A 22,698-nucleotide genomic window follows, 5' to 3' on the forward strand; every position below is an offset into this window, starting at 1 on the left:
GTCAGAAAAACCAAAAATTCTTGATGATATTTAAAAATATTATTTAGGTTAATGCTTGTAAAAATTCTAAATTCTAAATTGTAAATGATAATTAAATCAATTACTTAACTAAAGGAAACCCCGAAGTGGTTTCCTTTAGTTTTTTATAAAATCAAGATGCATTGCATCAAATTATTAGGAGATAAGCTGACGGCAAGACATTTTCAAAGTCAGGTCAATGAAATTCATGCGCGTGTGGCAGTTCTGAATAGATTTACGGAATTAGGTAGACCTCACACCCAAGTTGTCACTTAAATTTGAATGGATTGGGGAAAACTCAGCTTTTGAATGTTTATGCAACAAAGCCATATTAGTATAGAAGATTGGCGAATTCCAGTAAAAGGGCCACTCTGTTTAAGAAAATTTATGGCTTTTATTGTAGAAAATTTTTATCCTCACTTACCGCTTGAAGGGAGTTTAGTGAACGATCTTCCAAGCTGGTTTTCAAATGATATGTTAACTGATCATCATAGGAGTAAATTCCATCTTCATAGTTTATAAAGATGGTTTTGTATCTCATAAATTTAATTTCTATTTTAGAATAAAAAAAACCGCCATTAATGGCGGTTTTTTATGACAAACAATGCGTCGTCTTATGACAAACAATGTGTCATTTTTGACAAACCTTGTGTCGCATGACGGCTGTTTTATTTTACCAGCTCAAAGCTCCCCCCGTTTGGTAATCCGTTACACGTGTTTCGAAGAAGTTCTTCTCTTTACGTAAGTCCATCATTTCAGACATCCACTGGAATGGATTGTTTACACCAGCGAACTGCTCTGGTAAACCAAGCTGCGCTAAACGACGGTTACAAATGAATTTTAAGTATTCTTCCATCATTGCTGCATTCATACCCAATACACCGCGTGGCATCGTGTCACGTGCGTATTCAATTTCAAGCATCGTGCCTTCAAGAATCATTTGAATGATTTCTTCTTGGAATTCGGCTGTCCAGAGGTGAGGGTTTTCAATCTTGATTTGGTTAATCATATCTATACCAAAATTCAAGTGCATCGACTCATCACGTAAGATGTACTGGAATTGCTCAGCAACACCATTCATCTTATTACGACGGCCCATCGACAAGATTTGGCTGAAGCCACAGTAGAAGAAAATTCCTTCCAGTACGCAGTAGAATGCGATCAAGTTACGAAGCAAAATCTGATCGTTTTCAGGTGTGCCTGTTTTGAACGAAGGGTCACTTAAAGACTGAGTATATTTGAGGCCCCAAGCTGCTTTACGTGCAACACTTGGTACTTCGCGGTACATGTTGAAGACTTCACCTTCATCCATACCCAAAGATTCGATACAGTATTGGTAAGCATGTGTGTGAATTGCTTCTTCAAACGCTTGACGCAAAATGTACTGGCGGCATTCAGGGTTAGTAATGTGACGGTAAATTGCCAGTACTAAGTTGTTGGCAACCAAAGAGTCAGCAGTTGAGAAGAAACCTAAAGAACGCATGACGATGGTACGCTCATCTTCAGTTAAGCCATTTTCAGACTTCCAAAGCGCGATGTCATGGTTCATGTTTACTTCTTGTGGCATCCAGTGGTTTGCGCAACCATCTAGATATTTCTGCCAAGCCCATTCGTATTTGAACGGTACAAGTTGGTTGAGGTCAGCACGACAGTTAATCATCGCCTTGTCGTCAACTTGTACACGTTGCGCACCCATTTCTAGTTCTTCTAGACCTGGAGCAACATCTAAGCTTTCTAAGGCGTGAGATGCTCTTGCCAACGGATCGGCTGGATTTGTTGATCCGCTTCGAGGGGTTGAAGCGGATTGTGTAGTTGCCACATTCTTCTGTGGTTGCTCTGCAGCAGATACCATCTGCGGATTAGCCGCTTTTTGCGGTTCGACGGGCGCAGACTTGTGTTCAGGTGCAGCCGGTTTTTGCGAATCATTTTCGAAATCGTCCCAACTTAGGATAGACATATCAATTCTCTCTACGTTGCTTTATATCTTTTATTGACATCCAGCAAAGCTGAGATGTCCTACTATACGCTTAATTTGTGAAAGCAAAATTAAGTTTTGCCAATCGTTACTCTAAAATGATGTCTAGAGCATGATTCTCATGACTTATTTTGCTTTCGCTTTTTAGCTTGATTGACTTTCACCCAAAAATAGGCGATTGGCATGTAAAACAAAACCACAAAGGAAAGCACCAAGGCTGTAAGACCTAACATGTAGTTATGTGTCATATGGAGCATGGTAATTTCCTTGGGTATCTTTAACTTTTTAATCTCCCTAAATCCCTCTTTATAAAAGAGGGACTTTACACCTCAATAAGTTTGGTGTAATTCCCCTCCTTTTAGGAGGGGTTAGGGGAGGTTATTACTGACAAGCCTCACAGTCTGGATTGTCAATTGAACATGCCATTGGCACTGGAGCTGCTTGACCGAAGCCTTCATCTTCAGCAACCACTTCTGGTTTAACTTCCTGAGCAACTGCTGCAACAGGCGCTGCCGTTACAGTTGCAGGTTTTACTGCATTCAATGCACCTGTGTTAATGGTTGATTTTTCGGCAGATGTTGCACCTAAAGCACGGAGGTAATACGTCGTTTTTAAACCGCGCAACCAAGCCATTTTATAGGTCAAGTCAAGTTTCTTACCGTTTGCACCAGAGATGTAAAGGTTTAGAGATTGTGCTTGGTCAATCCATTTTTGACGACGTGATGCAGCATCCACAATCCAGCGTGGCTCAACTTCAAACGCAGTCGCGAAGATGGCTTTAAGCTCTTCAGGAATACGCGAAATTTTCTGAACTGAACCCTCGAAGTGTTTCAGGTCATTGACCATCACAGAATCCCACAAACCACGGTCTTTCAACGCACGTACGAGGTACGGGTTGATCACAGTGAACTCACCTGATAGGTTAGATTTTACATATAAGTTTTGGAATGTTGGTTCAATCGACTGAGAAACACCACAAATGTTTGAAATGGTTGCAGTTGGTGCAATGGCCATCACGTTTGAGTTACGCATACCATCTTTTTGAACTTTGGCACGTAAAGTGTCCCAGTCCAAACGTTGAGTACGGTCAACTTCAAACATACGCTCAGGGCGTGATTTTGCAACAAGGTCAAGTGAGTCAATTGGTAGAATCCCTTGATCCCACAGTGAACCTTTAAATGTTTCGTAAGTGCCGCGCTCAAGTGCGAGATCGCTTGATGTTTGGATCGCATAGTAGCTGATCACTTCCATCGACTCATCAGCAAAGTCTACTGCGGCATCAGAACCATAAGCCAGTTGCATTTCATATAGCGCATCTTGGAAGCCCATGATACCCATACCCACTGGACGGTGTTTCAAGTTCGAGTTTTTCGCTTGTGGTACTGCGTAGTAGTTAATGTCGATTACGTTATCGAGCATACGAACCGCTGTTTTTACTGTACGTGCAAGCTTTTCACGGTCTAACACACCACCTTGAACGTGTTGTACAAGGTTGATCGAACCTAAGTTACATACCGCAATTTCATCTTTGCTTGTGTTTAATGTGATTTCTGTACACAAGTTAGAAGAGTGAACTACACCAACGTGTTGTTGTGGTGAACGTAAGTTACATACGTCTTTGAATGTGATCCACGGGTGACCAGTTTCAAACAACATCGACAGCATTTTGCGCCACAAATCTTTTGCACGGATTTTCTTGTGCAACATGTTTGTTTCTTTTGCAATTGCTTCATAGTGTGCATAACGCTCAGCGAATTCTGCACCAGTTAAGTCGTGTAGGTCTGGTGTTTCAGACGGCGTGAACAGTGTCCATTCTGCATCTTCAAAAACACGTTGCATAAATAAGTCAGGAACCCAGTTTGCTGTGTTCATGTCATGCGTACGGCGACGGTCATCACCGGTGTTTTTACGTAGCTCTAGGAACTCTTCGATGTCTAAGTGCCAAGTTTCAAGGTATGCACACACGGCACCTTTACGTTTACCACCTTGGTTTACCGCAACAGCAGTATCGTTCGCCACTTTAAGGAATGGAACGACACCTTGTGACTTACCGTTTGTCCCTTTGATATACGAGTTCAAGGCACGAACTGGCGTCCAGTCATTACCTAGACCGCCTGCCCATTTAGATAGCATTGCGTTATCACGCATAGCACCATAAATGTCATACAGGTCATCATCAATCGTAGTCAAGTAACAGCTAGACAACTGTGGACGTAGCGTACCTGAGTTAAACAGGGTAGGCGTAGATGCCATGTAATCGAAGCTAGAGAGTAAGTTATAGAATTCGATTGCACGTTCTTCACGGTTTGCTTCGTTGAGTGAAAGACCCATCGAAACGCGCATGAAGAATAATTGTGGCAATTCGAAACGTACGCCATCTGAGTGGATGAAGTAACGGTCAAATAAAGTCTGTAAACCTAAGTAAGTAAATTGGTTTGAACGTTCTGGTTGAATCGCTGCTGCCAATTTTGCAAGGTCAAAGTTAAGTAGCTCTGGTGAAAGGAGGTCTAATGCAATACCTTTCTTCAGGAAGGTTTCTAAAGCATCGCCTTCAGCTGTGTCTTCAGACAAGCCAAGGAACGTTAAACCTGTTGCAACCAATTCATCACGCAGTAAGCGAGCCGTGACATAGGTATAGTTTGGTTCTTGTTCGATACGTGTACGTGTAGCCATCATCATCGTCGTTGCGATGTCAGACGCTTTTACACCGTTGTAGAGGTTTTTAATGGTTTCGTCGATGATCGCTTGAACATTAATGCCTTCTAATCCTTCAGCCGCTTTAGTTACTGTTGCTTCAAGCTTACGCATGTCAAGCGGTTGAAGCTGACCATTGGCGTCAGTGATTTGCAGTGTTGGGTGATGGTTTTCACCTGCTTGTTTACGTGCGTCAGCACGTTGATCGCGGTAGATGACATACGCGCGAGCAACTTTCTGTTCACCTGTACGCATTAGCGCAAGTTCAACTTGGTCTTGGATTTCTTCGATGTGGATTGTACCGCCAGAAGGTAAGCGACGCGTAAATGTATTTAATACCATCTCGGTAAGTTGTGAAATACGATCGTGGATGCGGCTTGAGTCAGCACTTTGTTGACCCTCAACAGCTAAAAATGCTTTACCAATAGCAACAGAGATTTTTTCTGCGTCAAAGCTGGCAACATCTCCAGTGCGTTTAATCACCTGAATTTGACCAGGGGTTGAATTTGATACGCTCATGCTAGCATAGCTCCATTTTGTCATCTATTTTTATGTCTATGGACCATTTGAACTGGGCAATTTTTATGCCACAGTGTTTGAGGTTTAAACACAAGACCTAGTGGTTTAAAAATTAATTGAACACAAGATACGGGAAAATTCGGGGTAGATCAATATTGACATTTTATTAAAAATTTCGATTGCTCTTGTATTGAAATGGTCGCTAAAAAAATCCCTTTTTTATGATTCTTGTATTAAGCCTTATTAGACAAGGCGATAGCATAACAAAGCTCGGTTTAAGTACTTATAGATAACATTGTGGATAAGTGAAAAAGAGATGTGTGGGGTAGAAATAAACGGTTGAAAGCAGTGGTTTGGCGTGAAAAAACATCAATTTGTAAAGAAACGTTTCTTTGCTTTGGTTGGATATAGAGCAAACGCGAGAAAGTGCTTATTTTGTGCTTAAAAAAATGTATAACAAAATGCTACTTTGATGTATCAGTTTGGTGAACAAGATCTTGTTTACAATGTAAACGTGTGTATATTGCAAACTATATCAGAGCGTATCTCTTGGATTTTAAAGGATACGTTAAGTCGTCAAAATAAAGGGGCACTCCATGAGCCAAGAAGAAAAGTTACCAAAAATTTTAATCGTAGAAGACGATGAGCGTCTAGCTCGCTTAACTCAAGAATACCTGATTCGTAATGGTCTTGAGGTTGGGGTAGAGCCCGATGGTAACCGTGCCATTCGCCGTATTATTGCAGAACAACCCGATATGGTGGTGCTAGATGTCATGCTTCCAGGTGCTGATGGCTTAACGATTTGTCGTGAAGTTCGTCCACATTACCATCAACCGATTTTGATGTTGACTGCACGTACAGAAGATATGGATCAAGTGCTTGGTCTGGAAATGGGTGCAGATGACTATGTGGCAAAACCAGTTCAGCCACGCGTTTTACTTGCACGTATCCGTGCATTATTACGTCGTACCGACAAGGCGCCAGAAGATGAAGTTGCGCAGCGCATTGAATTTGATGATCTGGTGATCGACAACGGTGGTCGCTCAGTGACTTTAAATGGTGAATTGGTTGACTTTACCAGTGCTGAATATGATTTATTGTGGTTACTTGCTTCAAATGCTGGTCGTATCTTATCGCGTGAAGATATTTTTGAGCGTTTACGCGGTATTGAATATGATGGTCAGGACCGTTCAATTGATGTACGTATTTCACGTATTCGTCCAAAAATTGGCGATGATCCTGAAAATCCAAAACGTATTAAAACGGTACGTAGCAAAGGCTATTTATTTGTTAAAGAAACCAATGGTATCTAAGTCATCTATTTGATTCGTTAAAGTGGGACATTTTTAGTGTTCAAACACAGTATATTCTTGCGTATCTATGCAGGGTTAGTCGTGCTGGTTGCTATCGTAGCTCTCATGGCGTATTTGCTTGTGCAAATTATTAATTATCAGCGAGTGCAAGAATATCGCGAATCATTAACAGATGGGATTTCCTTTATTATTAGTGAAGGTGTATCTCGTCAAACCAACGCGCAGCAAAAAGCAGACTGGATTTCAGATGCGTCTGATCTGCTTGAACTGCCCATTAATATGATTCCTACAAGTAAAGTTAATTTAACTCGAGCAGAGACTAAACGGATCAGCGAGCGTAAAGCCGCTGTACGTTATGATGCGCAAACGCAAGTTGCGTATCTGATTCTTGGTCTAAAAGATGACCCAAATCATTTACTCTATATTAAGGTAGATAAAATTGGGGAGTTGCAAATGAAAGCACTCCCGATTTTTATTCTTGATTATTTGGTCTATTACCCAGGTCAAGAGGAAGAGTATTTAGCGAAAATACAAAAGTATTTCTCTTATCCTGTACATATTGAAGAAGTGCAAAATCTTGCGCTTGAGTCTGAGCAAATTGGTCGATTGCGTTTAGATCATAGTGTGATCTTATATCGCGATAGCGCTTCCGTGCGCGGTACAACCATTTCTATTGTTTCTCCTCCTTTGCCAAGTTCACCGAATAAAGTGTTGGTGCTTGGGCCTGTACCTATTTTCAACTGGATGCCATTTCAGCTTGCAGCAGGGATTACCTTATTAAGTTTGTTTGTGCTCAGTTTAGGGGTATATGGTTTGCTAGTGCCTATGCAACGTAAGTTGCGAGAGGTTAATTATGGTTTGAACCGCATGAAAGCAGGGGATATGACTTTACGTTTGCCTGTCGATGGTAAAGACGAAATGGCGAGTCTGGCGAATAGTTATAACAGCATGTCCGATCACATTCAGCGTTTGATTGAAGCACAGCGTGAACTCATGCGCGCCGTATCCCATGAGCTTCGTACGCCTGTTGCGCGCATCCGTTTTGGGATGGAAATGTTGGCGGAAGAAGACGATTATGAATACCGCCTGCAGCAAGTTGATATGATTGATAAAGATATTGAGGCCTTAAATACTTTAATTGATGAAATTATGACTTATGCCAAATTAGAGCAAGGTACGCCATCACTCGATATTGAAAATATTGTCTTGTTTGAAGTGTTAGATCAGGTGGTGGTAGAGACTGAAGCCTTAAAGACTCAAAAGGAAATCAACTTAAATGCACCACCTTTAACGTTACAGGTTGAAGCTGAACGTCGTTACTTACATCGTGTAGTGCAAAACTTAGTCGGCAATGCCGTACGTTATGGTGACCATCAGGTGTTGGTGAGTGGTGGTATTAATGAAAATGGGATGGCTTATGTCTGTGTGGAAGACGATGGGCCAGGTATTCCCGAAGATGAGCGTGAGCGTGTTTTTGAGGCATTTGCTCGTTTAGATGATAGTCGGACTCGTGCATCTGGTGGTTATGGTTTGGGGCTTTCAATTGTGAGTCGTATTGCTTACTGGTTTGGTGGGCGTGTAATGGTTGATCAAAGTCCAAGTTTGGGGGGTGCGCGTTTTACCATGACATGGCCAGCACATCGTTTTAGTAAGTCTAAAAAGAAATATAATGTCAAAGAAAATACAGACACCAAAAACTAATTTTTATGTGGTATGAAAAAGCACCGAAGTTCGGTGCTTTTTTTTCATTATTTTTTTATTCTTGAATAGTGGCATCAGGAGAAATAATTTGCTTGCCTTGCTTTAGGCTTTCAAGCGCACTGGCATTAAAGTCAATCAGCAGAGAATTGTTTTGTATATCTATGCCATAGCGGCTAATGAGCTTTTGGTCACCATTGATCGTTTCAATTGTGTATTCATCTACAATATTCATAATGCCATCGAGATTGGTGGTAGCTGAGGCTTTGGCTTGACGAAAAAGTGCATAAATGTCGCGTAAATCAAAAATAGCATTATTGGCATCGGGGTGTTTACGGACATAGTTTTCAACATGGCGAATAAGCAACTGGGCAAATAAAAAATAATTAGGTTTATGGGTGAATTCTAGGCTCATTCGGTGCTCCTTATTCTTTGTTGTTGGTTATTTATATCAATAGCATAAGAAAAAGCTGAGTGCATCTATTGATTGATTTGATTTGCAAATAAACACAAAAAATATGAGTGACTTAATTTGCTTTTATCTATGTTTGATGAATACAAAAAACGGTTGGTTCGGTTGATTTTTCTCGTTTTGGTAGATGGTCTGCCATGTGTAGAGAGATGGTGTAAATGATTTGAGGGGCTTCCACAGGTTTGTGAATTCCAACTGTAAGATGAAAATTTAGAAAAATAATAGAATAGTACTGTTTTATTTAAGAAAACGATCAGTTTTAAAATAAAAGGGCTTGCATAGAAAAAATCTCAAAAAACGATGAGAAATCATCCTAAAGACGAATATCTATAAGCTAGCAACTTACGTCATCAATCGGGTACAATTGGCGGGATTAATTTTGTGTTTGGTGTATTTGAAGGCCAATACATACATTCTTTGTTAATAAATTAGGCCTGCCAGGAGTTATCCCCGCATGAGTGCCATTACTCCATACGAATGGGCAATTATTGCCTTCGTGATCGGCGTTACATTTCTTTGCGTCTTTATGCTGACCGTTCCATTACTCCTTGGGGGTAAGTCATGGGGCCGTGCCAAGCAAGAGCAATTTGAATCAGGTGTGGTTGGTGCTGGTGGTGCACGTATCCGCCTATCAGCAAAGTTCTATTTGGTTGCTATCTTCTTCGTCGTATTCGACTTAGAGGCGCTTTACCTTTACGCATGGGCGAACTCTGTTCGTGAAGTGGGTTGGGTTGGGTTTACAACAGCAGCAGTATTTATTTTAGTTTTACTCGTTGGTTTGGTTTATGAGTTGTCTACTGGTGCGCTTAACTGGTCGCCTTCAGACAAGCGTAAAGCAGCAGGGATTAAACCTAAAGTTGGTTCTCCAAATATGAACATTGCAGAAATCACTCGCTTTAATTCAATTGAAGAGTTGGTTATGGATCCTACGGGTCAAATCCCAGCTCAATCATCTGGTCGTGTGAAAGATAAATCACCGGCTAAATCGTCTGACAAGGAGTAACTCGGGATGAAATATACATTAACCCGTGCGAATCCGGATGCTGATCAATATCCACTTCAAGAGCGTCAAATCGTAACGGATCCGCTTGAAGAAGAAGTGAATAAAAATGTGTTCATGACTCGTTTAGAGGACGTGGCACATACAGCAGTGAACTGGGGACGTAAGAACTCAGTTTGGCCGTTTAACTTTGGTACATCTTGCTGCTACGTAGAGTATGCAACGACTTTGACAGGCGTGCATGACTTGTCGCGTTTCGGTGCCGAAGTAATCCGTGCTTCACCTCGTCAAGCGGATTTGATGATTGTTGCAGGTACATGTTTCGTCAAAATGGCTCCAGTTATTCAACGTTTATATGAACAAATGTTGGAACCGAAGTGGGTTATTTCAATGGGCGCATGTGCAAACTCTGGCGGTATGTACGATATTTATTCAGTTGTACAAGGTGTGGATAAAATCATCCCAGTTGATGTTTATATTCCAGGTTGCCCACCACGTCCAGAAGCATTAATCCAAGCATTAATGTTGTTACAAGACCAAATTCAACTAGAGCGCCGTCCACTTTCTGCCGTGATTGGTGATGATCTTAAGCCAGTATATAAGCCAAAGATGATGCCAGAACGTGACCGTAAGAATGCTGAACGTATTGCAGTGAAAAACTTACGCTCTATGGATGAAATTAAATAATTTAAACGATAAATTTTGATGCACCCGGCTTGGGTGTAATTGTCGTTTAGGTTGAATGAATTTGTATTAAATAGGAAGCCAAGCCAATGGCTGAAACTGAAAACGCTATGCCAGAATCACCGCAAGTTGATTCACGCCCAGCATTTGCAATTGTAGAAGAGCTCAAAACCAAATTTGGTGAGAACTTCTATGTGCAAACGACTTTTGAAGACTTTCCAACAGTCTGGGTTGAGCGCGCGCGCGTACAAGAAGTTTTAATGTTCTTGCGTACAGTGTCACGTCCATACGTGATGTTGTTTGACTTGTCTGCGGTAGATGAACGTTTACGTACACACCGCGACGGTTTGCCTGCGTCTGACTTTACTGTGTTCTATCACTTGTTATCGCTTGAGCGAAATAGTGATATTCGTATCAAAGTTGCGTTGAATGAAAATGATGTAAATCTTCCAACGGCAACCAACATTTGGCCAAATGCCAACTGGTACGAGCGTGAAGCTTACGATATGTTCGGGATCAATTTCGAAGGGCATCCAATGCTTCGTCGTATTTTGTTGCCAACATACTGGGAAGGTCATCCACTTCGTAAAGAGTATTCTGCGCGTGCTACTGAATATACACCGTATATGCAGAACCAAGCGAAGCAGGACTATGAACAGGAACACCTTCGTTTCGTACCTGAAGATTGGGGGATGAAACGTGGAAATGACGACGAAGACTTCATGTTCCTTAACTTAGGTCCCAACCACCCATCTGCGCACGGTGCTTTCCGTGTAATCTTGCAGTTGGATGGTGAAGAAGTGAAAGACTGTGTGCCTGATATCGGTTATCACCACCGTGGTGTGGAAAAGATGTCCGAACGTCAAACTTGGCATTCATTCATTCCTTATACCGACCGTGTGGATTACTTGGGCGGTTGTGCGCAAAACATGCCTTATGTGATGGGTGTGGAGCAAATGGCGGGTATTACTGTACCTGACCGTGCGCAATGTATCCGTGTCATGATGTCTGAATTATTCCGTATCAATAACCACTTATTGTTCATCGGTACTGCAATTCAAGATGCCGGCGGTATGACACCTGTCTTCTACATGTTTGCGGATCGTCAAAAAATCTATGACGCAATTGAAGCGATCACTGGTTACCGTATGCACCCAGCATGGTTCCGTATCGGTGGTACAGCGCATGACTTGCCAAATAACTGGCAGCATCTGATTCGTGAAATCCTAGATTGGATGCCGAAACGTATGAATGAATACTACACAGCAGCACTTAAAAACTCTGTGTTTGTAGGTCGTACGCGTAACGTAGCTCAATATGATGCGAAATCAGCATTGGCTTGGGGTGTGACTGGTACAGGTTTGCGTGCAACTGGTATTGATTTTGATGTTCGTAAATACCGTCCTTATAGCGGTTATGAAAACTACGACTTCGATGTGCCACTTGAGTACGAAGGCGATGCTTATGCACGTGTGATGGTTCACTTCCGTGAAATTGAAGAATCTCTCAAAATCGTGAAGCAATGTTTAGACAACATGCCATCTGGTGCATACAAAGCAGATCACCCATTGGCTGTTCCACCACCGAAAGATAAGACTTTACAAGACATTGAAACCTTGATTACGCACTTCTTAAGCGTATCTTGGGGTCCTGTAATGCCTGCAGGTGAAGCATCTGTAATGGCGGAAGTGGTCAAAGGTGCGTCGAACTACTACTTGACTTCAGATAAGTCAACGATGAGTTACCGTACTCGTATTCGTACACCAACTTTCACGCATTTACAGCAAATGCCTTCTGTGATTAACGGCAGTCTGGTATCTGACTTGATCATTTATTTAGCGACAATTGACGTCGTTATGGCTGACGTGGATCGCTAAGGGGTAAACGCATTATGATGATTTTGACTGATAAAAAGCCACGCGTGAATGTTGAAGGGATTTTGACTACGGACGAAATCCATGAAATCGAACATCACATTGGTCACTATCCGTACCCACGTGCAGCATCTTTGGATGCTTTGAAGTGTGTACAACGCCGTAATGGCTGGGTAGATGACGCGCAGCTAAACGCCATTGCTCAGTTATTGACAATCAGTGTTGCTGATTTGGAAGGTGTTGCAACTTTCTATAACCGTATTTACCGTCAACCCGTGGGTCGTAACGTCATTTTACTTTGTGACTCGATTGCGTGTTTCTTGATGGGTGCGGAAACTTTAGCAGAAGCTTTTCAGCGCGAGCTAGGCATTCAGTTTGGTCAAACGACTGCTGATGGTCGTTTTACTTTGCTGCCGATTTGCTGCTTAGGTAACTGTGACAAAGGCCCAACCTTGATGGTGAATGAAGACACTCACGGTTTGGTTGAAGTTTCTTCAGTGAAACAGTTATTGGAGAAGTATGTATGAATACCGAACCAAAACCAATTTATGGCGAAGGTAACCCAGAAACGCATCCATTAACTTGGCGTTTGAGTAAACAAGAGCACGTTCGAAATGCAGATGATTACGAAGCGCTTGAAGGTTACGCGGGTCTAAAAAAAGCAATCACCATGCCACCGAAAGATGTGCTTGAAGTGATTAAAGCGGCGACCGTAAAAGGTCGTGGTGGTGCGGGCTTCCCAGCTGGGATCAAATGGTCTTTGATGGCGCCAAATGACAATTCAGGGCCACGTTACCTGATTTGTAATGCCGATGAGATGGAACCAGGGACCTTTAAAGACCGTTTGTTGATGGAAAAACTTCCTCACCAATTGATTGAAGGGATGTTGATTGCAGCGTATACGCTTGAAGCAACTCATGGTTATATCTTCATTCGTGGCGAGTACATTGAAGCGGCTGCCTACTTAAATGAAGCGCTTGAGCAAGTTCGTGCCAAAGGTTACTTGGGTGATAACATCCTTGGAACGGGTTGGAACTTCGAGCTTTATGTACACACGGGCGCAGGTCGTTATATTTGTGGTGAAGAAACTGCATTGATTAACTCGCTTGAAGGCCGTCGTGCAAACCCACGTACCAAACCGCCATTCCCGCAAGTTGCTGGTGCTTGGGGTCGTCCTACCATTGTCAACAACGTAGAGACCTACAATAACCTACCTGCAATTATGCTGCGTGGCCCAGAGTGGTATATCGGCTTATCTGCGGGCAAGTCGAAAGATCCGGGCACAAAAATTTATGGTGCATCTGGTAAGGTGAAATTCCCAGGTCTTTGGGAACTTCCATTTGGTACAACTGCGCGTGAAGTGATTGAAGACTATGCAGGCGGTATGCGTGATGGTTTGAAACTGAAAGCATGGTTACCAGGTGGTGCATCTACAGATTTCTTGGCTGCTGAACACATTGATCTACCGATGGATGCTGAGAGCATCATGAAAGCAGGTTCACGTTTAGGTACGTGTTTGCTGATGGTGGTTGACGAAACGCAATGTATGGTTTCAGCGACACGTAACTTAGAAGAATTCTTTGCACGTGAGTCATGTGGTTTCTGTACGCCTTGTCGTGATGGTTTACCGTGGGCGGTGAAAGCACTGAAAGCATTGGAAGATGGTACAGGTAAGAAAGAAGATATTGATCACTTACAAGAGCTTACTCGTAAGCTTTGGATTGGTAAGACTTTCTGTGCGCATGCTCCAGGTGCAATGGAACCGTTGATGGGTGCACTCAAATATTTCCGTGGCGAGTTTGAAGCAAAAGTGGTGAATGCTGCTGCTGCGCAAACTAGCAACGTAGAACAAGCTTAAGGAATTCGACTATGGCTACAATTCATGTCGATGGCAAATCGTACGAAGTCAATGGCTCAGAGAACTTGCTACAAGCATGTTTGTCTTTGGGTATTGATATCCCGTACTTTTGTTGGCATCCATCCTTAGGTTCTGTCGGTTCTTGCCGTCAATGTGCCGTGACTCAATACGCGAATCCTGAAGATACGCGTGGTCGTTTAGTCATGTCATGTATGACACCTGCATCTGACAATACCTACATCTCGATTGAAGACAAAGAAGCGAAAGACTTCCGCGCGTCAATTGTTGAGTTCTTGATGACCAACCACCCACACGACTGTCCAGTCTGTGAAGAAGGTGGGCACTGTCATTTACAAGATATGACTGTGATGACTCAACACGACCGTCGTCGTTACCGTTTCACGAAACGTACGCACTACAACCAAGAGTTAGGCTCATTCATTTCTCATGAAATGAACCGTTGTATCGCATGTTACCGTTGTGTTCGTTACTACAAAGACTACGCGGGCGGTACAGACTTTGGCGTATATGCAAGCGCGTCACGTGTTTACTTTGGTCGTCCTGAGTCGGGTACTTTAGAGTCTGAGTTTTCGGGTAACTTGACTGAAGTATGTCCTACAGGTGTATTTACTGATAAAACGCATTCAGAACGCTATAACCGTAAGTGGGACATGCAGTATGCGCCAAGCGTATGCCAAGGCTGTTCTTCGGGTTGTAACATTTCTCCAGGTGAGCGTTATGGCGAACTTCGTCGTGTCGAAAACCGTTTTAATGGTGATGTAAACCAATACTTCCTTTGTGATAAAGGTCGTTTTGGGACAGGCTATGTGAACCGTGCAGATCGTCCACGTCAACCACAGTTCCGTAATGCTACAAAAATTGAAACTGTTTCTGTAGATACTGCTTTAGATACGGTGATTGCAAATATTCAAGGCAAAAAAGTCTTAGGTATTGGTTCTCCACGTGCATCACTTGAGTCGAACTTCGCACTTCGCGAATTAGTTGGTCAAGAGCACTATTCAACAGGTATGTCTCAAAAAGAGCAGAACTTGGTTGAATTGGCTGCATCTATTATGCAAACCGAAGGTGTATATAACCCAGGTATGCGTGAAATCGAAAGCTATGATGCTGTGCTCATTTTGGGTGAAGACTTAACGCAAACTGCGCCACGTATGGCGTTGTCTGTTCGTCAAGCGGCGAAAAACAAAGCCAAAGAAATGGCTGCGGAACGCCGTACCCAAGACTGGTTGGCAGAACCGCTACAACGTATTGCTCAAGATGCGAAATCACCGATTTTCATCCTCGCTGCAACGCAAACTCGCTTAGCTGATGTGGCTACAGGTGAAGTGGTTGCATCTCCAAACGACATCGCTCGTTTAGGTTTTGCTGTTGCTGCTGCTGTGAAAGGTGATGCAATTCTTGGTCTAGCAGATGATGCGAAAGCCTTTGCTCAGAACATTGCAGAGACCCTAAAAGCGGCGAAGAAACCACTGATCATTTCAGGTACGAGTTTACAAGATGCATCCATCATGGAAGCTGCTGCGCAAGTTGCGCAAAACCTTGGTGGAAATGCTGGTTTAACCCTGACAGTTCCTGAAGTGAACTCTATGGGCTTGGCGATCTTTGGTGGTCAAAGCTTAGAACAAGTGTTTGCACAAGACTATGACACGGTTGTGATCGTTGAAAATGATCTATTCCGTCGTTTGCCAGCGGCACAAGTTGAAGCGGCACTTGCAGATAAAGAAGTGATTGTTTTAGATCATTCTGAAACTGAAACTGTCAAGAAAGCCGATATCGTACTTTCTGCTGCGTCATTTGCTGAAGGCGATGGTACGGTTGTCTCTCAAGAAGGCCGTGCACAACGTTTCTACCAAGTGTATGACCCGAGCTACTATAAACCTGAACTGGCGATCAAAGAATCTTGGCGCTGGTTACATGCCATTGAAACTGGCGTGAAGGGCAAAGCGATTTCTTGGACCTTGCTTGATGACGTGATTGAGTCAGTTGCGAAAAACGTACCTGCACTTGAGGCGATTCAAGATGTAGCTCCAGATGCGGGCTTCCGTGTCCATGGTTTGAAAGTTGCGCGTGAACCACGTCGTTACTCTGGTCGTACTTCTATGCGTGCACCATTGAACGTGCATGAACCGAAACAACCGACAGATATCGACTCTGCATTAACCTTCTCTATGGAAGGCTATGTCGGGAACCAGACGCCGTCTCCACTGGTACCATTTGCATGGTCAGCAGGTTGGAACTCACCGCAAGCTTGGAACAAATTCCAAGATAACGTCGGTGGTCACTTAAAAGGTGGTGATTCGGGTGTGCGTTTATTCGATCGTTTAGCGAAGCGTCCAGCACGTACTTTCGTAGCTCCTGCGGTTGTGGTTGCAAACCCTGATAGCTTCCGTTTAGTGCCAATGCATCACATTTTTGCTTCTGGTGAATTTACTGTGAAAACGCCTGCAATGGAGTCGCGTATTCCTGAAGCAGTCTTTGCAGTGGGTGAGCAAGATGCAACTCGTTTGAATGTTCAAGATGGTCAAAAAATCACTGTGAAAGCAGGTGAGACTTCGATTGTACTTCCAGTTCAAGTGATTGATTATTTACCTACAGGTTATATTGGTTATCCAGTTGGTCTTGCACCTACGGTTTCACTTGCTGAGCCTGTATCAGTCGCGGTAGGAGCGTAATTCATGCAACAAGAATTAATCCGTCAAACGCCGCTTTGGGCTGAGAACTGGCCAATTGCCTACTCAGTCATTCAAGCGATTGTGATTTTACTCGTTGTAGTACTCATCGCTGCGTTGATGTCTTTTATTGAGCGTCGTTTACTGGGCTTATGGCAAGACCGTTATGGTCCCAACCGTGTAGGTCCTGGGGGGATGTTCCAGATCGTTGCTGACATGCTGAAAATCATGTTCAAAGAAGACTGGACACCAAAGTTTGCTGACAAATTGACTTTCCGTTTAGCTCCTGCTGTTGCCATGGCAACAGCGGTGCTGTCGTTCATGGTTATTCCTGTATCACCATACTTAGGTGTGTCAGACATGAGCATTGGCCTATTGTTCTTTATGGCAATGGCCGGTATTGCCGTCTATGCCGTATTGTTTGGTGGTTGGTCATCAAACAACAAATATGCATTGCTCGGTGGTCTACGTTCAGCAGCACAAACCATTTCTTATGAAGTGTTCTTGGGTATTTCATTGATGGGTGTGGTTGCGATTGCAGGCTCATTCAACATGCGTGAAATTGTAGAAGCACAAAAAGATGTATGGTTTGTTATTCCACAGTTCTTAGGTTTCTTAATCTTCGTGGTTGCAGGTGTTGCGGTTACTCACCGTCACCCATTTGACCAACCAGAAGCAGAACAAGAATTGGCGGAAGGTTACCACGTCGAGTACGGTGGTATGAAATGGGGGATGTTCTTCGTTGCAGAATATGTCAACGTGGTTCTGATCTCTGCATTGATCGTCACGCTATTCTTCGGTGGTTGGTTAGCGCCATTTAACATCGACATTCCGTTCGTTCCACCCGTATTCTGGTTCATTATCAAAACAGCATTCTTTGTGATGATGTTTGTCTTGGCTCGTGGTTCACTTATGCGTCCACGTTATGACCAAGTGATGAACTTTGGTTGGAAGATTTGCTTACCATTAGCGTTAGTTAACTTATTAGTTACTGGCGCAGTGATTCTGTGGTAAGGGCAGGGAGAATAAAATGTATAAAATTCTAGCTGGGTTCGGGTCAATCGTACGTTCACTGTGGATGGTTTTCTCACACGTGACACGTAAACGTGACACCATTCTTTACCCAGAAGTGCCAGCCGAACAAATTGTTCCACCACGTTTCCGTGGTCGTATCGTGTTAACACGTGACCCAGATGGTGAAGAACGTTGTGTTGCGTGTAACTTATGTGCAGTTGCATGTCCTGTTGGCTGTATTTCACTACAAAAAGCAGAAAAGGAAGATGGTCGTTGGTATCCGGAGTTTTTCCGTATCAACTTCTCACGTTGTATTTTCTGCGGTATGTGTGAAGAAGCATGTCCGACGACTGCAATTCAAATGACGCCAGATTTCGAGTTGGGTGAATACGTTCGTCAAGACTTGGTATACGAGAAAGAAAACTTACTCATTTCAGGTCCTGGTAAATACCCAGACTACAACTTCTACCGTGTAACAGGTATGGCTGTAACTGGAAAAGACAAAGGTCAAGCGCAGCGTGAAAGCGCACCAGTTGATGTACGGAGCTTATTACCATGATGTGGCCATTTTATTTGATGGCACTTGTGGCCATCGTTTCTACGATTCGTGTTGTGACCAACGCGAATCCTGTACACGCTTTATTGAGCTTGATCGTGTCACTTCTTGCAGTTGCAGGCATGTTTATGATCGTGGGTGCGCCATTTGCTGGCGCGCTTGAGATCATCGTCTATGCAGGCGCGATCATGGTGTTATTCGTATTCGTAGTGATGATGTTAAACCTTGGTCAACATACCGTTGAACAAGAGCGTAAATGGTTAACATCGTCTGCTTGGGCATATCCAGCACTCATGAGCTTCTTAATGGGCTTGGTGTTGGTGTGGATGCTCGGCTCTGACTACACAGTGGCTGGCCCTGCTATGGGTACCGAAGTTGTGGGTCCAAAAGTCGTTGGCCAAGCACTCTTTACTCACTATTTATTATTGGTTGAAGTTGCTGCCATGTTATTGCTTGCTGCATTGGTTGCAGCATTCCATCTTGGTAAACGTGAACCAGGTGCAGAAGAGGACAAACAATAATGGGCAACATCCCTTTAGAACATGGTTTGATTGTTGCAACCATCCTTTTTGCACTGGGTTTTTACGGTGTGATGGTGCGACGCAATCTATTATTTATGTTAATGAGCCTTGAAATCATGATGAACGCAGCAGCGCTTGCGTTTGTTTTGGCTGGTAGTGCATGGGTACAACCAGACGGACAAATCATGTTTATTTTGATCTTAACGCTTGCTGCGGCAGAGGCTTGTATTGGTCTTGCGATCGTCCTTCAGTTCTACCATCGCTTCCATCACTTGGATGTGGATGCTGCTAGTGAGATGCGCGGATGAGTTTTTTATATTTAACAGTATTATTCCCGCTCATTGGTTTTGTCCTTTTAGCGGCAGGTCGCAACAAGCTTCCTGAAAATGTTGCTGCCATTATTGGTGTGGGGGCAGTTGGACTTTCTGCATTAGTTGCTTTGATCGCTGGTCTAGACTTTGTTAATAACGGTAAAGTGACTTATGTTCAACATCTGTGGACATGGTTCAATGTCGGTAATCTAAGCCCAGGCATTAGCTTACATCTTGACGGTTTATCACTGCTCATGATGGGTATGGTGACGGGTGTGGGTTTCCTAATTCACATCTTTGCGTCATGGTACATGCGTGGTGAAGAAGACTTTGCACGTTTCTTCTCTTATTTCAACCTGTTCGTTGCTAGCATGTTGCTGCTCGTATTGGGCGATAACTTAGCGTTATTGTTCTTAGGTTGGGAAGGCGTGGGCCTATGTTCTTACTTGCTGATTGGTTACTACTACCAAAACCCTGCAAATGGTTTTGCAGCAATTAAAGCATTTACCGTAACACGTATCGGTGATGTGTTCTTACTGATCGCTTTGTTCTTAATTTACCAACAGTTCGGTACATTAAACATTGCGGAAGTGGTTGCAGCTGCACCAACAGTGATGACACAAAGTTCATCTTTAACCATTTGGACAGCACTCATGTTGTTCTTGGGTGCAGCAGGTAAATCTGCACAGATCCCATTACAAACATGGTTGGCCGATGCGATGGCAGGTCCTACACCTGTATCTGCATTGATCCACGCTGCAACGATGGTAACTGCAGGTGTTTACCTGTGCTGCCGTATGCACACCGTGTTTGAAATGGCACCAGAAGTGATGATGTTTATCTCAATCACAGGTGCGGTAACCTTGTTGGTGGCTGGTTTTGCAGCATTGGTTCAAACCGACATCAAACGTATTTTGGCTTACTCAACAATGAGTCAGCTCGGTTATATGTTTATGGCTGTGGGTGCTGAAGCTTACCAAGCAGGTCTATTCCACATGCTGACTCACGCATTCTTCAAGGCATTATTGTTCTTGTCTTCAGGTGCAGTGATTTTGGCTTATCACCACGAACAAAACATCTTCAAGATGGGCGGTTTGTTCTACAAGAATAAATTCCTATTTATGTGTTTCGCCATTGGTGGCGGTGCATTAGCCGCGATTCCATATATCACCGTGGGCTTCTTCTCGAAAGACGCGATCTTGGGTGCAGTTTGGGTTCAAGGTGAATCAATCGCAGTGTATAACTCATTATACTGGGCGGGTGTAGCAGGTGCATTCTTAACCTCGATTTACACATTCCGTCTGATTTGGGTTGTGTTCTTTGGTAAAGAAAATACCCCATATCATGCGATTAAAGGCATCACATACTGGGGACCTTTGGGTATTCTTGCAGTACTTTCAACTTTCATTGGTGCGGTACTTAAAGCACCTGTAGAAAGCATTTTAAATGCAGCAAAAATCCCAGCATTTGTAATCCCAGAAGCATTAGAACATGGCATGCACAGCGCTGAATGGACTGCTGTTGGTATTGCACTTGTTGGTTTAGCGATTGGTGTGGTGTTATTTGCATTTGCTTATAGTGCTGTGAAAAGCTTTGCTAAAACGTCATTGGGTGCAGGTCTTGCAAACATTTGCCGTAATGCGCTAGGTTTCGATGCGCTCTATGACATTGTTTTTGTGAAACCATATTTGCTTATTGCGAAGATTTTAGGTCGTGATCCAATTGATCGCTTGTGGTTAGTCTTGCCTGCTATTGTGAAAGGTGGGCATAGCTTCACAAGTTCACGTCAAACAGGTTCATTGCGTGATTACGCATCAAGCATGGCATTAGGTATCTTTGTATTGCTAATGGTCTTGATCGTAACTCAGATCGTGGGGAAATAAGATGGAAATCACAAACAACTGGATTCTACCCGCGCTGATCTTAGTTCCGTTCATTGCTGGTTTTATTTGTTGGTTAGTCGACAAACTCGACGACAAACTGCCGCGTTATATTGCGCTGATTGGTATGCTCATTACTTTGGGCTTAACTGTTGCGCTGTGGCAAACAGGTACATTTAACTACGAACTTGGCGCGAAAGTGCCATCGTGGTCTGCTGAATTCATGTTGCCATGGATTCAAACTTTAGGCATTAACATCCACTTAGCGGTGGATGGCCTATCTCTATTAATGGTGGGCTTAACGGCACTTTTAGGTGTGTTAGCTGTCGGCTGTTCTTGGGGTGAAATTCAAAAGAATGTTGGTTTCTTCCACTTAAACCTTTTATGGTCTTTGGGTGGTGTGATCGGTGTCTTCTTAGCGATTGACATGTTCTTGTTCTTCTTCTTCTGGGAGATGATGCTTGTACCTATCTACTTCTTGATCGCGCTTTGGGGTCATAAAGGGGCAGAAGGTAAATCACGTGTTTACGCTGCAACCAAATTCTTTATCTATACGCAAGTCGCTGGTCTTATTATGTTGATCGGTATCCTAGGCCTCGTGGTTTATGGTTACATGATGACAGGTATGATCGGTTTTGATTACAACTACTTATTAGCTGTAGCCAACACTTTAGACAAAGAATTACCTACCGTTGCTTATGCATTCATGCTGTGTTTATTTGTCGGTTTTGCGGTAAAACTTCCAGTTTTCCCATTACACGGCTGGTTACCAGATGCGCATGCACAAGCACCTACAGCGGGTTCGGTTGACCTTGCAGGTATCTTGATTAAGACGGCTGCATACGGTCTACTTCGTTTTGTGATTCCATTCTTCCCAGCGGCTTCTGCACAGTTTGCAGATATCGCGATCATTTTCGGTTTGATCGGTATCTTCTACGGTGCTTGGTGTGCTTTCCAGCAAACCGATATGAAACGTTTACTTGCGTACACGTCAATTTCACACATGGGCTTTGTTTTACTTGCGATTTACGCAGGTAACATTTTAACCTTCCAAGGTTTGATGATCATGATGTTGGCACATGGCTTGTCATCTGCTGCATTGTTCATTATGTGTGGTCAAGTGTACGAGCGTGTTCATACACGCGATATGCGTTTGATGGGCGGTATGCGTGGTCAGTTCCCATATCTTGCATTCTTCCTCATGTTCTTCGTGGCGGCGCTTGTGGGTATTCCGGGTCTAGGTAACTTCATTGGTGAGTTCCTGATCCTGATGGGTTCTTATGCAAAATTCCCAGTGTTTACTATTCTTGCAGCTGTAAGCTTAGTATTTGCAGGTCTTTATGGCTTGATTCTGATCCACAAAGCATTGTTTGGTACACCGAACGAAGAACAACAACAGCACTACAACAACCCATTGAAAGACTTAAATGCGCGTGAAGTAGTGATCTTGTTAATCTGTGCTTTCGGTCTGTTATGGCTGGGGCTATATCCACAAAGCTTCCTTGATATTTCAAATTCAAGCATGGCGTGGTTAGCAAACAGCTACATTCCTGTACAAGAAGTCGTTGACGTTGCAAGTCAAGCAACTGTTCAACTCGAAAATGTGGAGATGCAATAAGTC

18 protein-coding genes and 1 pseudogene are annotated in these 22,698 nt (G+C 43.3%); 16 read left to right on the forward strand and 3 right to left on the reverse strand.

Annotation, left to right across the window (positions count from 1 at the left end; genetic code table 11):
• Positions 1-153: 153 nt before the first annotated feature.
• Together GBI16_RS13160 and GBI16_RS13165 are read left to right on the forward strand one after the other, a co-directional pair.
• Positions 154-294: pseudogene (locus GBI16_RS13160) on the forward strand (IS5/IS1182 family transposase); the annotation flags it as partial.
• Between the two features lie 39 nt (positions 295-333).
• Complete coding sequence (locus tag GBI16_RS13165; protein WP_139841342.1) at positions 334-540, forward strand: hypothetical protein; 207 nt, start codon at positions 334-336, stop codon at positions 538-540.
• Between the two features lie 151 nt (positions 541-691).
• Here GBI16_RS13165 and GBI16_RS13170 read toward each other — a convergent pair whose 3' ends face one another.
• Together GBI16_RS13170 and GBI16_RS13175 are read right to left on the reverse strand one after the other, a co-directional pair.
• On the reverse strand, positions 692-1,975 hold the full coding sequence (locus GBI16_RS13170; protein ID WP_086208158.1) for a ribonucleotide-diphosphate reductase subunit beta: 1,284 nt from the start codon (positions 1,973-1,975) through the stop codon (positions 692-694).
• Positions 1,976-2,374: 399 nt separating this feature from the next.
• The gene (locus tag GBI16_RS13175) at positions 2,375-5,206 is read right to left on the reverse strand and encodes a ribonucleoside-diphosphate reductase subunit alpha (protein WP_086208157.1); all 2,832 of its coding nucleotides are present in this window, start codon (positions 5,204-5,206) and stop codon (positions 2,375-2,377) included.
• Positions 5,207-5,802: 596 nt separating this feature from the next.
• On the opposite strand from GBI16_RS13175, the gene bfmR reads away from it, so the two are divergent.
• On the forward strand, positions 5,803-6,519 hold the full coding sequence (gene bfmR / locus GBI16_RS13180) for a response regulator transcription factor BfmR (RefSeq protein WP_005007943.1): 717 nt from the start codon (positions 5,803-5,805) through the stop codon (positions 6,517-6,519).
• A 36-nt stretch (positions 6,520-6,555) separates the two neighbouring features.
• Positions 6,556-8,220, forward strand: coding sequence for a sensor histidine kinase BfmS (gene bfmS, locus GBI16_RS13185; RefSeq protein ID WP_151707211.1), 1,665 nt, complete (start codon positions 6,556-6,558; stop codon positions 8,218-8,220).
• A 55-nt stretch (positions 8,221-8,275) separates the two neighbouring features.
• Here bfmS and GBI16_RS13190 read toward each other — a convergent pair whose 3' ends face one another.
• Positions 8,276-8,632 (reverse strand): hypothetical protein, encoded by a 357-nt coding sequence (locus GBI16_RS13190; RefSeq protein WP_151707212.1) that lies wholly within the window; start codon positions 8,630-8,632, stop codon positions 8,276-8,278.
• 511 nt (positions 8,633-9,143) lie between these two features.
• Between GBI16_RS13190 and ndhC the strand changes: the two genes are divergently transcribed.
• The 12 genes from ndhC to nuoM all read left to right on the forward strand — a co-directional run bounded on the left by ndhC (position 9,144) and on the right by nuoM (position 22,695).
• Positions 9,144-9,692, forward strand: a complete 549-nt coding sequence (gene ndhC / locus GBI16_RS13195; protein WP_086208154.1) for an NADH-quinone oxidoreductase subunit A — start codon at positions 9,144-9,146, stop codon at positions 9,690-9,692.
• 6 nt (positions 9,693-9,698) lie between these two features.
• On the forward strand, positions 9,699-10,376 hold the full coding sequence (locus tag GBI16_RS13200; RefSeq protein WP_004695382.1) for an NADH-quinone oxidoreductase subunit B family protein: 678 nt from the start codon (positions 9,699-9,701) through the stop codon (positions 10,374-10,376).
• Positions 10,377-10,462: 86 nt separating this feature from the next.
• Positions 10,463-12,250, forward strand: coding sequence for an NADH-quinone oxidoreductase subunit C/D (gene nuoC, locus GBI16_RS13205; protein WP_086208153.1), 1,788 nt, complete (start codon positions 10,463-10,465; stop codon positions 12,248-12,250).
• A 14-nt stretch (positions 12,251-12,264) separates the two neighbouring features.
• Positions 12,265-12,774 carry an NADH-quinone oxidoreductase subunit NuoE gene (gene nuoE / locus GBI16_RS13210; RefSeq protein WP_004695385.1) on the forward strand — a complete coding sequence of 170 codons (510 nt, stop codon included), beginning with the start codon at positions 12,265-12,267 and terminating at the stop codon, positions 12,772-12,774.
• On the forward strand, positions 12,771-14,105 hold the full coding sequence (nuoF, locus tag GBI16_RS13215) for an NADH-quinone oxidoreductase subunit NuoF (protein ID WP_119063184.1): 1,335 nt from the start codon (positions 12,771-12,773) through the stop codon (positions 14,103-14,105). The genes nuoE and nuoF overlap by 4 nt, the downstream gene beginning before the upstream one ends.
• A gap of 11 nt (positions 14,106-14,116) precedes the next feature.
• Positions 14,117-16,798 carry an NADH-quinone oxidoreductase subunit NuoG gene (nuoG, locus tag GBI16_RS13220; protein WP_151707213.1) on the forward strand — a complete coding sequence of 894 codons (2,682 nt, stop codon included), beginning with the start codon at positions 14,117-14,119 and terminating at the stop codon, positions 16,796-16,798.
• Between the two features lie 3 nt (positions 16,799-16,801).
• On the forward strand, positions 16,802-17,809 hold the full coding sequence (gene nuoH / locus GBI16_RS13225) for an NADH-quinone oxidoreductase subunit NuoH (RefSeq protein ID WP_086208149.1): 1,008 nt from the start codon (positions 16,802-16,804) through the stop codon (positions 17,807-17,809).
• Between the two features lie 16 nt (positions 17,810-17,825).
• A complete protein-coding gene (gene nuoI, locus GBI16_RS13230) occupies positions 17,826-18,368 on the forward strand; it encodes an NADH-quinone oxidoreductase subunit NuoI (protein WP_004651038.1) in 543 nt (180 codons plus the stop codon).
• Complete coding sequence (gene nuoJ / locus GBI16_RS13235) at positions 18,368-18,886, forward strand: NADH-quinone oxidoreductase subunit J (protein WP_171264408.1); 519 nt, start codon at positions 18,368-18,370, stop codon at positions 18,884-18,886. The genes nuoI and nuoJ overlap by 1 nt, the downstream gene beginning before the upstream one ends.
• On the forward strand, positions 18,886-19,194 hold the full coding sequence (gene nuoK, locus GBI16_RS13240) for an NADH-quinone oxidoreductase subunit NuoK (RefSeq protein ID WP_004695395.1): 309 nt from the start codon (positions 18,886-18,888) through the stop codon (positions 19,192-19,194). The genes nuoJ and nuoK overlap by 1 nt, the downstream gene beginning before the upstream one ends.
• Positions 19,191-21,080 carry an NADH-quinone oxidoreductase subunit L gene (gene nuoL, locus GBI16_RS13245; protein ID WP_151707214.1) on the forward strand — a complete coding sequence of 630 codons (1,890 nt, stop codon included), beginning with the start codon at positions 19,191-19,193 and terminating at the stop codon, positions 21,078-21,080. The genes nuoK and nuoL overlap by 4 nt, the downstream gene beginning before the upstream one ends.
• Before the next feature lie 7 nt (positions 21,081-21,087).
• Positions 21,088-22,695: an NADH-quinone oxidoreductase subunit M gene (nuoM, locus tag GBI16_RS13250; RefSeq protein WP_171264407.1), complete on the forward strand. Its 1,608-nt coding sequence runs from the start codon at positions 21,088-21,090 to the stop codon at positions 22,693-22,695.
• Positions 22,696-22,698 lie beyond the last annotated feature (3 nt).

This window comes from Acinetobacter sp. TUM15064, assembly GCF_008980265.1.
Taxonomy (GTDB): domain Bacteria; phylum Pseudomonadota; class Gammaproteobacteria; order Pseudomonadales; family Moraxellaceae; genus Acinetobacter.